Genomic DNA, 12,464 nt, shown 5'->3' with positions numbered 1-12,464 from the left:
GATTTCCGCTGGCCTCAGGCGTGCCTGGTGCGCTCAGAACACCCCCCGGATCTCCCCCACTTCCCGCCCGCCCCCCAGCACCGGCACCTTCCCGAGCCGCTCCGCCACCGCCGCGTCCACCCCCATCAGCGCCAACGCCCGTCCCAGCACCGGTCGCAGGGCCCGGGGTGTGCCGTCCTCGATCTTGAAGGCCAGGGCTCGGCCGTCGGGGAGGGCGAGCGCCTGGACCGCCTCCGCGCCCATCTTCGACAGGGCGCCCGGGAGATCGCGCATCAGCCAGGTGTCGTGGCGGCGGGTGCCGGCGACGTACTCGGGGTGGGCGCGCATGGCGTCCGCGACGCGGCGTTCCGGGGCGGTGGGCGGGGACAGGACGAAGGTGCGGTAGGCGCGGGCCAGGCCGGTCAGGCTGAGCGAGAGAAGGGGGGCGCCGCAGCCGTCCGTGCCGATGGCCGTGACCCGTTCGCCCGACGCCTCCTCCACCACGCCGTGGATGAGGTGCTGGAGGGGGTGGGAGGGGTCGAGGTACGTCTTCAGGGGCCAGCCGCGGTGGACCGACGCGGCCAGCATCGCCGTGTGCTTGCCGGAGCAGTTCACGGCGATCCGGGAGCGTACGGCGCCGGAGGCCAGGTAGGTCTCCCGCTCCTCCCCGTCCAGGGGGAGGTCGGACGGGCACTGCAAGTCCGCTTCCGTCAGGCCGTGTTCGCGCAGCATCGCGGCGACCAGCTCGCGGTGGAACGGCTCGCCCGAGTGACTGGCCGCCGCCAGCGCCAGCCGCTCCCCCGACAGCTCCAGGCCCGCGCGCAGGACGCCCGCCGCCTGCATCGGCTTGTTGGAGGAGCGCGGGAAGACCGGGGACGTCACATCGCCCAGCGCGAGGTCCACCGCCCCGTCCGCCGCCAGGAGCACGAGGCTGCCGCGGTGCCTGCCCTCGACGAATCCGGAGCGTACGACCTCGGCGAGGACGGGCGGTATGACAGGCGGAACGGCGGGCGGCACGACGGGCTCGGACATCCGCACTGGCCCTCCGGAGGGGTCACAGGAGCAGGTCGTCGACCTGCGCTTCCCCCTCACGGTACCGGCGCGTGATCTCCGCGCTGCAGTCGTCCGTGGTCCGCTGCAGCCGCTGCCGGCGCCGGGAGACCTGCTGCTCGTACCGCACGAGCCGGCCCATCGCGGTGTTCAGCTCCAGGTCCGTGCGCGCGGCCAGGTCGGACAGCTCGACCTCGGCGAGCATGTCGGCGGCGAGCCGGCGGTACTCCTCGTTGTGCGGCGTGCCCAGCGTGACGTGGCGGGCCGAGGAGCGGTGCCGGGCCGGGGCGTCGGTCAGGATCTCCGGGAGCCGGTCGACCACGGACGCCGCGCCCGCCGGTGACCTGCGCGCCAGTTCCGCGCGCAGGATGTCGATACGGCCCTGCAACAGCCGCCGTACGTAACTGAGATCGGCCTCGTCGCGCTGGGCGTCCCGGCGCAGGGTGCGCAGCTCCGCCAGACTCAGCACGGCCAGGTCGGGCTCGGGCGGGTCGACGGACAGCTGCGGACCGCCCGTGCCGCCGCCCGCACCACCCCTGTCGCACGGGCTGTCGGTGCGTTGTGCGGGCGGACGGGCCACTGTCCGTTCTCCCGCGCACGAGACGGGCTGCTGCCCGGTACTCGGTGTGCTCATGTGCCTCAACCGTCCCCTCGACCGGCGTGTGGGAAGCATCGTGCCACCCCAAGTGGCCGCTATGTGACCGAGTGCCCCCGAACAGCCCCAGATGGCCGGTTAAGCATCAGAAACAAACCCGCGCACGGCCGGCTCCGGGCCGCCCGGCATGATGGTCGTATGCGAGCTGTGGTGCAGAGGGTGGACGGCGCGAGCGTCGTCGTGGACGGCGAGACGGTCGGGGAGATCACCGGCGAGGGGCTGTGCGTCCTGGTCGGGGTCACGCACGAGGACACCAAGGAGAAGGCGGCCCAACTGGCCCGCAAACTCTGGTCGATCCGCATGCTCCAGGACGAGAGGTCGTGCAGCGACATCGACGCCCCGCTTCTCGTCGTCAGCCAGTTCACCCTGTACGGCGACGCCAGGAAGGGCCGCCGCCCCACCTGGAACGCCGCCGCCCCCGGCGATGTCGCCGAGCCCCTCGTCGACGAGGTCGTCGCCCAGCTGCGCTCACTGGGCGCGACGGTGGCCACGGGCCGCTTCGGGGCACGGATGCGGGTGTCCCTGACGAACGACGGCCCGTTCACCGTGCTTCTGGAGATGTAGGAACTTCTGGAGATGTAGGACTTCTGGAGATGTAGGCGTCGACGCTGCCGGGGATCTACGGCTCGACGACCGTCTCCTGGGCCGCCGCCGTCTCCCCCGCCACCAGCCGGGCGTCCACCGGGACGTTCCGCTTCACCAGGGCCAGGGCGACCGGGCCCAGCTCGTGGTGGCGTACGGACGTCGTGATGAAGCCGATCTTTCGGCCGTCGGGGTCCTCGTCGGCGAGCCGGATCTCGGTGCCCGGGGTGGGCAGATGGACCTCGCTGCCGTCCAGGTGCAGGAAGACCAGGCGGCGCGGGGGCTTGCCCAGGTTCTCGACCCGGGCGACCGTCTCCTGGCCGCGGTAGCAGCCCTTCTGGAGGTGGACCGCGGTGCCGATCCAGCCCAGCTCGTGCGGGATGGTGCGGTGGTCGGTCTCGAAGCCGAGGCGGGGCCGGTGCTGTTCGACGCGGAAGGCCTCGAGGGCGAGGATCCCGACGGGCGGACCGGCCTTCTCGGCGAAGGACTCCAGGTCGGCGCGGGGCAGGAAGAGGTCACGGCCGTACGGCGTCTCGCGTACGACGACCCCCTCCGGGACCTCCGCGATCGAACCGGCCGGCAGGTGGACGACCGCGAACTCGTCCGTCCGGTCGGCGACGTCGACCTTGTAGAAGAACTTCATCGACTCCAGGTACGCGATCAGCGCGTCCTGGGTGCCGGGTTCCACATGGGCCCAGACCGTCGAACCGTCGTCGACCAGGTAGAGCGCGTGCTCGATGTGGCCGTGGGCGGACAGGACGAGGGCTTCGGTGGCCTGGCCGGTCGGCAGCTCGCTCACGTGCTGGGTGAGGAGCAGGTGCAGCCAGCTCAGCCGGTCCTCGCCGGCGACGGTGATCACGCCGCGGTGCGAGAGGTCGACGAAGCCGGTGCCGTCGGCGAGGGCGCGCTGCTCACGGAACAGGTCGCCGTAGTGGGCGGCTACGCCTTCGTCCGGACCCTCGGCGGGGACGGCGCCGGGCAGGGACAGCAGGGGGCTCTTCATGGGACAAGCCTACGACTCGGTAGTTGAACCCTTCAGGGAACAGTTCCGGCAGCGGCCGAAGATCGCGAAGTGCTTCATGTCCGTCTCGAAGCCGAACTCCCGGCGCAGCTTCGCGGTGAACTCCGCGGCCACCGAGACGTCCGCCTCGATCACGTTCTCGCAGTCCCGGCAGACCAGGTGGATGTGGTGGTGGCGGTCGGCGAGGTGGTACGTGGGCGCGCCGTGCCCGAGATGGGCGTGACTCACCAGCCCGAGCTCCTCCAGGAGCTCCAGGGTCCGGTACACGGTGGAAATGTTGACCCCCGACGCCGTCTTCTTCACTTCCGTGAGGATGGCGTCGGGGGTCGCGTGCTCCAGGGTGTCCACTGCTTCGAGGACAAGCTGGCGCTGCGGCGTCAGCCGGTAGCCGCGCTGCCTGAGGTCGCTCTTCCAGTCGGTGCTCACCACACCGACGAGTCTAGAGCTACTTGAAGAACGCGATCCCGTCGTCCGGCAGGTCGTCCGGGAGGGCCTTGGCCCAGCGCTCGACGTCCTCGGGGGTGACGACCTTCTTCAGGTGGGCAGACATGTACGGGCGCAGCTCGACGTCCGGGGTCTGCTTCTCGCCGACCCACATCAGGTCGCTCTTGACGTAGCCGTACAGGCGCTTGCCGCCGCTGTAGGGGCGGGATGCGGCCGTGCGGGCCACCGCGTCGGTGACCAGGTCGATCTGCGGCTTCTGGGCGGCGAGCTCGCCGTACCAGATCTCGATGACGCCGTCGTCGCGGGTCATCGTCACCTCGACCTTGCGCTCGGCGTCGACGCGCCAGAAGCCGGACTCCGACTCCAGCGGGCGGACCTTGTTCCCGTCGTTGTCCAGGACCCAGGTGTGGGACCGGTACTCCAGGAAGTCGCGGCCGTCGTGGCTGAAGCTGACCTCCTGCCCGAAGTTGCACTTCTCGTCGCCGGGGAAGTCGTGGACGCCCGCGCCCGCCCAGTCGCCGAGCAGGAAGGCGAGGGGGACGAGGTCCTTGTGGAGGTCGGACGGGATCTCGATCATGAGGTGGGGTTCCTAGACGGGGGTCAGCGCTGGCCCTGGTACAGCTTCTTCACGGTCAGGTAGGCGAAGCCCAGGACGCCGACGCAGACCAGGACGAGCAGGGCTTCGAAGAATGCCTCAAGCACGGGGTGCTCCTTGTTGAGCGGGTTGAGCGGGGTGAGTACAGCGGTTGAGTACAGCGGCGTGAGTACACAAGAGCCGGGCCCCAGCTTAGTCGGCCGGGGCCCGGCCCTCTTGGCCAGGTCCGCTCCCGCGGGCTCAGCCGAGCAGCTGGCCCTGCAAGGTGACCGTCTGCTGGAACGGGACGGCCTTCGCGGTGCCCTTCCTGGACTGCACCATCATCGCGACGGTGTCGCCGGCCGTGAGGAACGCCTGCCTGACCTGTTCGGCGCCGTACGGCTTCTTCTCGACGTACGCGAGCAGCGAGATGTTCGTGACCTTGGCCGCGTCCGGGAAGTCCGCGTCCTCCTCGTAGCTGTCGGCGCCGACCACCGGGCGGGCGGGGGCCGCGTATCCGCCCAGGTTCTTCGCGACCAGGTCGTCGGCGACGGTCGCCGTGTCGAACTGGAGCAGGTAGATCCGGGTGCGGGTGCCGTCCGGGGTGGTCCAGCCGCGCGCGGCGATGTGCCGCAGGCCGTCGTCGGTCAGCTTCTGCGCGAGTTCGTCCCGGTCGTCCTTGGACGAGAACTCGGCCAGGAAGCCCTTGGTGGCCAGCCATCCGTCCGTCCCGGCGAGCGCCTTGTCGACGACGGCGCCCTTCGGCGGGGGCAGCACGAGCGCACGCAGGTCCGCGAAGTGGGACTGCGCCTTGTTCTCGTCAGCGAACGGTCCCGGACTGCCCGCAGGCAGCGGTGGCCTGCTGAGCGTGGGATAGTCCCACCGCCCGTCCGACGCGGTCCCGAGTCCGGGCACGTCCGAGCGCTTCATCCCGGCGATCCCGTACGCCGTCCCGGCCCCGACCACCGCGAAGACGACCACGGCGGCGGTCCAGCGGAGCGCGGCGCGCAGCACTGGGCGCCCCTTCCCGGCGGAGGCGGCCCGGGGATCTTGGTCGGCGGTGGGTGGGAGGAGCGGGGGCTCCGGGGACACCGGCACGGGCCCAGCTGCCGTGTTCTCCTGCTGCCGGCCGGTCATACGGCCTCCCCCGGGTCCTTGATGCGGTCGAGTTGTTCCTGGAGCAGGCGGCCGATGGCGTACGACTGCATCGGCTTGGCCGACTGCGCCGTGAGGGTGACCAGGACTTCCCCCTGGTAGGCGGAGCAGTAGATCGTGTCGAGTTCCTCGTCGGCCTCCTTCGGCGACAGGAAGCACCGGGCGTCCTGGTAACCGTTGATCGACGGTCCGGGCCGGAAGACTCCCAGACCTTGGAGGAATGTGTTCTGGAAGCGGGACGCGCGCCGTACCGCCGACCTGTCCTCGATCTGGGCCAGCACGATGCTCACCGTCGACGCCTTGTCCGTGTAGATGGACGCCTGCTCTTCGGTGCTCACGTAGCTGCGCATGGCCAAGCCCTTGGTGTGCTGCTTGTCGATGGCCTTCTCCAGCGGCTCGCGCTGCTTGCGCGGCAGCCCCTTCAACGCCTCCTTGCGCAGTTCCGCCGCCTGCGCCCCGGTGAAGGCCGCGTCATGGCCGTACTCCCCGATGTCGGGCCCCTGGCTCCAGCCGTCCGGGCCGTACGGCACGAGCGCCGCGGCGAGCCCGGTGGCCCTGGCCGTGCCCCCTGCCCTCTCCGCCGACGCCTTCGGGAAGTCCCACACGGCATCGCCCGCGTCCCGGTCCGCGCCGTTCACGGTCACGACGGTGTACCCGATCCCGCCGACCACGGCCAGGCCGAGCAGCACGGCTGCCGCGATGGCGGCGATACGGCGCCTGCGTACCGGCTTCCCGACGACTGCGAGGGCCGACTCCTGTGAGCCGTCGACGAGTTCGGGGACGAGGAGGTGCGTCTCCGGCTCCGTGCCCGGCTCCGGTTCCCCCGGCCCGGTGTGGTTCTCGGTGCTCACAACCGCTCCATCTGCCGCGTGGCCAGGTCCATGATCTTCTTCTTCGGGACGGGCTTGGCGGAGGAGACCCAGACCTGCATCTCGATGTCACCGCGCCAGGCATGCGCCTCGCCGTTGTAGACGTCCGTGTAACCGGCCTTGCGGTCCGGCGAGTTGTGGACGTACGCCATCCCGTCACCCGTGCCCGGGATGGGCCAGCTGTCGGTGTGGGGCTTCTTCCCGGCCCAGTAGTAGGCGTCGCCCGCGTCGTCGGCGGCGACGAGTTCGTCGTCCTGGCGGAACTGCACGAGCCGGATCTCGACGAACAGCGAGCTGCCCTCCCGCCAGTTGACGACGGCGGCCCGGCGGAACTCGCCGGCGACGAGGTCACCGAAGGCACTGGCCGGCTTGTCGTACGTCTCCGCGTACCCGGCCAGGTCCAGCCACCCGTCCGCACCGATGGCGTAGCCCGCGTCCCGCGCCCCGACCGGCTTCTTCAGCAGCAGCTTGCGCAGGTCGCCGTCCGTACTGATCCTGCGGTCCTGAGCGGCGGACAGCGGCTCGGGACCGTCGCCCTTCGCCTGGGGGAGCGCGGCCTGCGAGAGGGAGGGCAACGCGTCGGGGGCGCGGTTCGCCTGGACGAGATAACCCGTGCAGGTACCGGCGACGACCCCGAGCACGGCGGCGACGGCGATCAGGACCGTGGCACGGCCACGGCGGCGAGGCTCCCCGGGCTCGGACACGGACGCGGACACGGCTGCGGAAACTTCTTCTGGTTCTTGCGGTACCTGCAAGACATCCCCCACCGAAAACATGACGTGCGCATTCCATACACGCGCGCACAGGAGACCGATGGCCGACGCGGGGAGTTGCAGGGGAGTTGATTACGATTCGGCCATGGCGAAGAAGCTCGTGATCAAGGTGACGGCGGGGGCCGACGCGCCCGAGCGGTGCTCGCAGGCGTTCACGGTGGCGGCGGTGGCCGTGGCCAGCGGTGTCGACGTCTCGCTGTGGCTGACCGGGGAGTCCGCGTGGTTCGCGCTGCCGGGGCGGGCCGCCGAGTTCGAGCTGCCGCACGCCGCCCCGCTGCCCGACCTCCTCGACTCGGTCCTCGCCGCGGGCCGCGTCACCCTGTGCACCCAGTGCGCGGCCCGCCGGGACATCACCGAGAAGGACGTCCTGGAGGGCGTACGGATCGCGGGCGCCCAGGTCTTCGTACAGGAGGCACTGGGGGACGAGACGCAGGCCCTGGTCTACTGACCGCCCAGAACCACAGGCGCACAGGCACCGGCTACGAGCGCGGGCGCTTCTTGCCGTCGAGTTCGTCCCACCACTCGTCGGACTTGGGGTCGCCGGAGGGGTCGTCCCACCAGCGGTCCTCGGGGCCCCGCCGGTTGGCGACCATGGCGGCGACCGGCGGGATGACCATTGCCACGACGCACATGGCGACGGCCGCCGGGATCGACCAGATGCGTACGACTCCCCAGGCCAGGACGAACAGCGTGACGCAGGTACCCATCATGGCGAAATACACGTGACGGCGGCGTGCCAGCATGCTTCCAGGGTAGGGCCCCGGCACCGGTCGGAGACGGGACGCGGAGGCGGAGGCGGCGGACAAGCCCCAGATCACCGCGGGCCCAGATCACCACAGGCCCAGCGCCGGAGGCCGCCGGACGGAGTCCGGCGCAGCGCTCCGAAGCCTGCGCAGCAGTGCGAGGCGCGCATCAAGGAGGGGCCACGTGACGGCGGCGGGCCAGCATGCCTCCAGGGTAGGGCCCCGGCACCGGTCGGAGACGGGACGCGGAGGCGGAGGCGGCGGACAAGCCCCTAGATCACCGCGGGCCCAGATCACCGCAGGCCCAGATCACCGCAGGCCCAGTTCACCGCAGGCCCAGCGCCGGAGGCCGCCGGACGGAGTCCGGTGCAGCGCTCCGAAGCCTGCGCAGCAGTGCGAGGCACTCGTCGAGCGTGACGGCGGCGGGCCGGCGCAGGGTTCCAGCGTGGGGCCGGGTATGCCGAAGGGCCGCAGGTCGGGTGGGTGCCCGGGGTGCGGCCCTTGGCTTGTGGGGTGTCGGTCAGACGGCGATCGCGACCTCGGCGAGGCCGCCCTGCTGCGCGACGACCGTGCGGTCGGCGGTGGCGCCGGGGACCAGGGCGCGGACGGTCCAGGTGCCCTCGGCCGCGTAGAAGCGGAACTGGCCGGTCGCGGAGGTCGGAACCTCCGCGGTGAACTCGCCGGTCGAGTCCAGCAGGCGGACGTAGCCCACCACCGGCTCGCCGTCGCGGGTCACCTGGCCCTGGATCGTCGTCTCACCGGGCTTGATCGTCGAGGCGTCGGGGCCGCCGGCCTTCGCTCCACACATGTCTTTCTCCAAGAGGGGTCTGACCGGAGGAAGGCCGGTCGGGTCGAACGGGGGGTGATTACTTGTTGGCGCCGAGCTCGATCGGGACGCCGACGAGGCTGCCGTACTCGGTCCAGGAGCCGTCGTAGTTCTTGACGTTCTCCACGCCGAGCAGCTCGTGCAGGACGAACCAGGTCAGCGCGGAGCGCTCACCGATGCGGCAGTAGGCGATGGTGTCCTTGGCGAGGTCCACGTTCTCCTCGGCGTAGAGCTCCTTGAGCTCGTCGTCCGACTTGAAGGTGCCGTCGTCGTTGGCGTTCTTCGACCACGGGATGTTCTTCGCGGACGGGACGTGACCCGGGCGCTGGGACTGCTCCTGCGGCAGGTGCGCCGGGGCGAGCAGCTTGCCGGAGAACTCGTCGGGCGAGCGCACGTCGACCAGGTTGTGCGAACCGATCGCGGCGACGACGTCGTCACGGAAGGCGCGGATCGCGGTGTTCTGCGGCTTGGCCTTGTAGTCGGTCGCCGGGCGCTCCGGGACCTCCTCGACCAGCTCGCGGGCGTCCAGCTCCCACTTCTTGCGGCCGCCGTCGAGCAGCTTGACGTTCTCGTGGCCGTAGAGCTTGAAGTACCAGTAGGCGTAGGACGCGAACCAGTTGTTGTTTCCGCCGTAGAGGATCACCAGCGTGTCGTTGGCGATGCCCTTCGCCGACAGGAGCTTCTCGAAGCCCTCCTGGTCGATGAAGTCGCGGCGGACCGGGTCCTGCAGGTCCTTGGTCCAGTCGATGCGGATCGCGTTCCTGATGTGGTTCTTCTCGTAGGCGGACGTGTCCTCGTCCACCTCCACGATCGCGATGTTCGGGTCGTCGAGGTTGGCCTCGACCCAGTCGGCGTCGACCAGGACGTCACTGCGGCTCATGCTCTTTCTCCTCCGGGGCAGTTGCGGCGGGGCATACGAGTCTGCGGGGTGCACACGCCCGTACGGGGGCGACGCACCGGTGCCCTGAGCAGGGCGGGGGGATGCGGAGGTCTGCGCCTTCCGCTCAGAAGGGGCGACAGAGCATGGCGGCGACGCGGCACAGGTCTACTGCCCGCCGCTTCGTGAGGTCCGCCTGTCGCTTCATGAGCTCGATCGTAGGGACGGACAGGCGGGCGTGTCACCGCTGTGTCGTATCGTGAGATGCGATCGTCCGGGATGTGGGATGCGATCAGCCTCCGGGCCGCCGTGGCGCGGCTCGCGGCCGGATGTATCGGTCACCGCAGCTGTCGTACGGACATCCGTGTCTCGCCCCTCGGACACTCCCCGTCCATCACCGAACGGTCCCGTCCTACCCCGCGAGCTTGACGTTCGAACCCTTCACCGTGATCTCCACACCGTTCTTCGCGGCCTGCACACCGTCCACCTTCACACCGCCCGGCAGCCGGTCGATGGTCTGCTGGAAGTCGGTGATCGAGCGGATCCGGGCATCGGCGAGGTCGACGACCAGCTTGGGCAGGTTGTCGGCGTGCACCTTGACCGAGTCGCCGTCGACGGTGACGGTGCTGAGCACGGGGTACGTCTGCGAGGCGCCGGCGGCCGTGACCTTGACGTCGACCTTGATCTTTCCGCTGCCGCCGTCGGAGAGGCCCACGACCTGGGCGTTGACGCCGGGGATGATCTGCGTCGGCTGGGACTTCGCGGCCTTCAGCAGCTCGTCGTAGGCGATGGTGGCGGTGCCGGTCGCGGTGGACGCGGTCGCGGAGCTGTAGTCGCCGGTGAAGGTGACGCCCTTCATGTCGGCCTGGAGATCGTCGATGCGGATGCTCTTCGGGGCGCCGGCGGTGGTGTCGCCCGTGTCGGCCTCGTAGTCCTTGATGCCGATGCGTACGTCGTCCAGCTTGCCGGCGGCGACCTGGGTGAGGAACGGGAAGCCCTTGATGGAGACATCCGGGGTGGAGGCGAGGTTCTCGGTGGTCTTCACCTTGTCGGCGGCCTCGTTCTCGGCGAAGTACACCGCGACGCGGTCGGCGATCACGAAGAGGCCGCCCAGGATCACGACGACGATCAGAAGTATTCGCAGGGCGCGCATTCGGTACTTCCCCCACCTGGCCGACAACGTTGGTCTACGACGGACTAGTGACCGCCGTTTCGGAGCGTAACCCTGCGGGGCTTGGGCCAGGGGGATTGTTGATCACCTGTGACAGGGGGGCGGGCGGTGTTGTGGGCGCCGTCCATTGGGGGCTGCCGCCCCCAGACCCCCGCATCTGCCCTGAACCGGAATCGTCCTCAAACGCCGGACGGTCTGATGGGACTACCCCAGTGCTCGGCCCAGGACGTACACCGCCGGGGCCGCTGCCGTCAGGGGCAGGGCCACTCCCGCTGTGAAGTGGACGAACTTCGACGGGTAGTCGTAGCTGGCGACGCGGTGGCCGATGAGGGCGCAGAGGGACGCGGCGGCGCCCAGGAGGGCCCCCTTCGTCCCGAAGCCCGTCATGCCGCCGACCGCGATGCCCGCCCCCGCCGCCGCGAGCAGCGCGACCACCAGCGAGGCCGGGGTGGGCAGCGGGAGGGCGCGGGCCAGGAGCGCCACCGCCACCGCCGCCGCGCCCACGGACACCGCGTCCGTGTCGGCCGCGAGGTAACCGGCCGCGAGGATCGACAGCGCCGCCGAGGCGACCGTCGCCATCAGGCCGTACATCCGCTCGTCCGGGTCGGCGTGCGAGCGCAGTTGCAGGACCAGGGAGAGCAGGACCCAGACGCCGAGCGTGCCGAGGATGGCCGCCGGTCCGTGCTCGCGGCCCGCCGCCAGCAGGGCGGCGTCGGCCACCAGCGCGCCCAGGAAGGCCAGCGCGATGCCCTGGCGGGCGGGCCACATGCCGTTCAGGCGGAACCAGCCCGCCGCGGTGACCGCCTGGAGGACGACGAGGGGGAGGAGCAGGGCGTACGAGCCGATGGCCGCCGTACCCGAGAGGAGAAGCCCGAGCAGCGCCGTCAGCGCGGCCGGCTGCATCCCGGGCTCGATGATCGGCGAACGCCCCTCAAGGCGGGCCCGCTGGGCATCGGTGACGCGTGCGTTGCCGGAGAGGGTGGCGGGGCCGTAACCGGGGTCGGCGGTGGGCGCGCCTGCCGGGTGGCCGGGGGCGTGACCCGAGGGGCCCGTCGTCTGCGCGGGGGCGTGAGCCGCGGGCGCGTGAGAAGGGTAGGCGGCGGACCCGGCATGGCCGGCCTGCGCCGCATAACCCTCGTATCCCTCGTAGCCCTGCCCCTCCTGCGCCTGCTGGTGCCACTGCGGCTGCGGCTGGGGTGCCTGGTGCTGCGGGTAGTGCGCCTGCTGCTGCCACTCCGGCGCCCCGTGCTGCCACGACGCCTCACCCCGCTCCTCCGGCGGGTAGGGCGCCGCCCCCGGCGTCTGCGCCGGTGCGTGGACCTGGGTCTCCCAGGTCTGGTCCTGCCACTGCTGGGTGTGCTGCTGGGCGGCGTACGGGTCGTCGTAACCCTGGTACGGCTGCTGGGCCGGCCACTCCTGCCGCGGCTGCTGCTGGTACGGGTCGTACGGCTGGTCGGTCATCGTCACCCTCCTGCGAACGGCGGGAGCACCTCGACCGTGCCGCCGTCGGCCAGCCGTACCGTCTCATGTCCGCGGGTGCCCACGGGGTCACCGTCGACGAGGAAGGAGCATCGCTGCAGCACGCGCACCAGTTCACCGGGGTGTCGCGCGCGCACGGCGTCGAGCGCCTCGGAGAGGGTGTCCGCGTCGTACGGCTCCTCGGCGAGCCCGGCCGCGGCCTTCGCGGCGGCCCAGTAGCGCACCGTGACCTTTGGCATCCGTTCCTCAATCAATCGGCGGTGTAC

General features: G+C 70.9%; 17 protein-coding genes. 2 read left to right on the top strand and 15 right to left on the bottom strand.

Translation table 11 applies throughout. The features are described 5' to 3' along the window. Positions 1-33: 33 nt before the first annotated feature. Positions 34-1,011, bottom strand: a complete 978-nt coding sequence (locus ACWCQ1_RS38510; protein WP_451028459.1) for an asparaginase — start codon at positions 1,009-1,011, stop codon at positions 34-36. Positions 1,012-1,033: 22 nt separating this feature from the next. Then, positions 1,034-1,663, bottom strand: a complete 630-nt coding sequence (locus ACWCQ1_RS38505; RefSeq protein WP_133045733.1) for an RsiG family protein — start codon at positions 1,661-1,663, stop codon at positions 1,034-1,036. 159 nt (positions 1,664-1,822) lie between these two features. On the opposite strand from ACWCQ1_RS38505, the gene dtd reads away from it, so the two are divergent. Beyond that, positions 1,823-2,248, top strand: a complete 426-nt coding sequence (gene dtd, locus ACWCQ1_RS38500) for a D-aminoacyl-tRNA deacylase (RefSeq protein WP_133045734.1) — start codon at positions 1,823-1,825, stop codon at positions 2,246-2,248. A gap of 55 nt (positions 2,249-2,303) precedes the next feature. Here the strand turns inward: dtd and ygfZ are convergent, their stop codons facing one another. From ygfZ to ACWCQ1_RS38470, 6 genes are all read right to left on the bottom strand, one after another. After that, a complete protein-coding gene (gene ygfZ, locus ACWCQ1_RS38495) occupies positions 2,304-3,269 on the bottom strand; it encodes a CAF17-like 4Fe-4S cluster assembly/insertion protein YgfZ (protein WP_451028458.1) in 966 nt (321 codons plus the stop codon). A 9-nt stretch (positions 3,270-3,278) separates the two neighbouring features. Next, positions 3,279-3,716 carry a Fur family transcriptional regulator gene (locus ACWCQ1_RS38490; protein WP_133045736.1) on the bottom strand — a complete coding sequence of 146 codons (438 nt, stop codon included), beginning with the start codon at positions 3,714-3,716 and terminating at the stop codon, positions 3,279-3,281. A 16-nt stretch (positions 3,717-3,732) separates the two neighbouring features. Next, a complete protein-coding gene (locus ACWCQ1_RS38485) occupies positions 3,733-4,308 on the bottom strand; it encodes an FABP family protein (protein ID WP_133045737.1) in 576 nt (191 codons plus the stop codon). Between the two features lie 258 nt (positions 4,309-4,566). Beyond that, positions 4,567-5,442 carry a hypothetical protein gene (locus tag ACWCQ1_RS38480; RefSeq protein ID WP_451028457.1) on the bottom strand — a complete coding sequence of 292 codons (876 nt, stop codon included), beginning with the start codon at positions 5,440-5,442 and terminating at the stop codon, positions 4,567-4,569. Beyond that, positions 5,439-6,311, bottom strand: a complete 873-nt coding sequence (locus ACWCQ1_RS38475) for a hypothetical protein (RefSeq protein ID WP_451028456.1) — start codon at positions 6,309-6,311, stop codon at positions 5,439-5,441. Before ACWCQ1_RS38475 ends, ACWCQ1_RS38480 begins: the two co-directional genes overlap by 4 nt. Beyond that, positions 6,308-7,045, bottom strand: a complete 738-nt coding sequence (locus ACWCQ1_RS38470) for a hypothetical protein (RefSeq protein WP_451028455.1) — start codon at positions 7,043-7,045, stop codon at positions 6,308-6,310. Before ACWCQ1_RS38470 ends, ACWCQ1_RS38475 begins: the two co-directional genes overlap by 4 nt. A gap of 142 nt (positions 7,046-7,187) precedes the next feature. Here ACWCQ1_RS38470 and ACWCQ1_RS38465 point away from each other — a divergent pair, with 142 nt between their 5' ends. Beyond that, positions 7,188-7,550, top strand: a complete 363-nt coding sequence (locus ACWCQ1_RS38465; protein WP_133045740.1) for a DsrE family protein — start codon at positions 7,188-7,190, stop codon at positions 7,548-7,550. A 31-nt stretch (positions 7,551-7,581) separates the two neighbouring features. Here ACWCQ1_RS38465 and ACWCQ1_RS38460 read toward each other — a convergent pair whose 3' ends face one another. The 7 genes from ACWCQ1_RS38460 to ACWCQ1_RS38430 all read right to left on the bottom strand — a co-directional run bounded on the left by ACWCQ1_RS38460 (position 7,582) and on the right by ACWCQ1_RS38430 (position 12,437). Beyond that, positions 7,582-7,845 (bottom strand): DUF3099 domain-containing protein, encoded by a 264-nt coding sequence (locus ACWCQ1_RS38460; RefSeq protein ID WP_133045741.1) that lies wholly within the window; start codon positions 7,843-7,845, stop codon positions 7,582-7,584. A gap of 520 nt (positions 7,846-8,365) precedes the next feature. Continuing rightward, entirely contained in the window at positions 8,366-8,653 is a 288-nt protein-coding gene (locus ACWCQ1_RS38455; protein WP_020122955.1) for a DUF1416 domain-containing protein, read from the bottom strand. A 58-nt stretch (positions 8,654-8,711) separates the two neighbouring features. Then, the gene (locus ACWCQ1_RS38450; RefSeq protein WP_133045742.1) at positions 8,712-9,551 is read right to left on the bottom strand and encodes a sulfurtransferase; all 840 of its coding nucleotides are present in this window, start codon (positions 9,549-9,551) and stop codon (positions 8,712-8,714) included. A 124-nt stretch (positions 9,552-9,675) separates the two neighbouring features. Then, a complete protein-coding gene (locus ACWCQ1_RS38445) occupies positions 9,676-9,756 on the bottom strand; it encodes an Ms5788A family Cys-rich leader peptide (RefSeq protein ID WP_350751515.1) in 81 nt (26 codons plus the stop codon). 204 nt (positions 9,757-9,960) lie between these two features. Further along, positions 9,961-10,701 carry an LmeA family phospholipid-binding protein gene (locus ACWCQ1_RS38440; protein WP_358592145.1) on the bottom strand — a complete coding sequence of 247 codons (741 nt, stop codon included), beginning with the start codon at positions 10,699-10,701 and terminating at the stop codon, positions 9,961-9,963. Between the two features lie 222 nt (positions 10,702-10,923). After that, on the bottom strand, positions 10,924-12,180 hold the full coding sequence (locus ACWCQ1_RS38435; RefSeq protein WP_451028454.1) for a hypothetical protein: 1,257 nt from the start codon (positions 12,178-12,180) through the stop codon (positions 10,924-10,926). Between the two features lie 2 nt (positions 12,181-12,182). Beyond that, complete coding sequence (locus tag ACWCQ1_RS38430; RefSeq protein WP_451028453.1) at positions 12,183-12,437, bottom strand: MoaD/ThiS family protein; 255 nt, start codon at positions 12,435-12,437, stop codon at positions 12,183-12,185. Positions 12,438-12,464 lie beyond the last annotated feature (27 nt).

Source organism: Streptomyces sp. NPDC002144, assembly GCF_053593695.1.
This window is presented reverse-complemented; position numbering and strand designations above follow the sequence as displayed.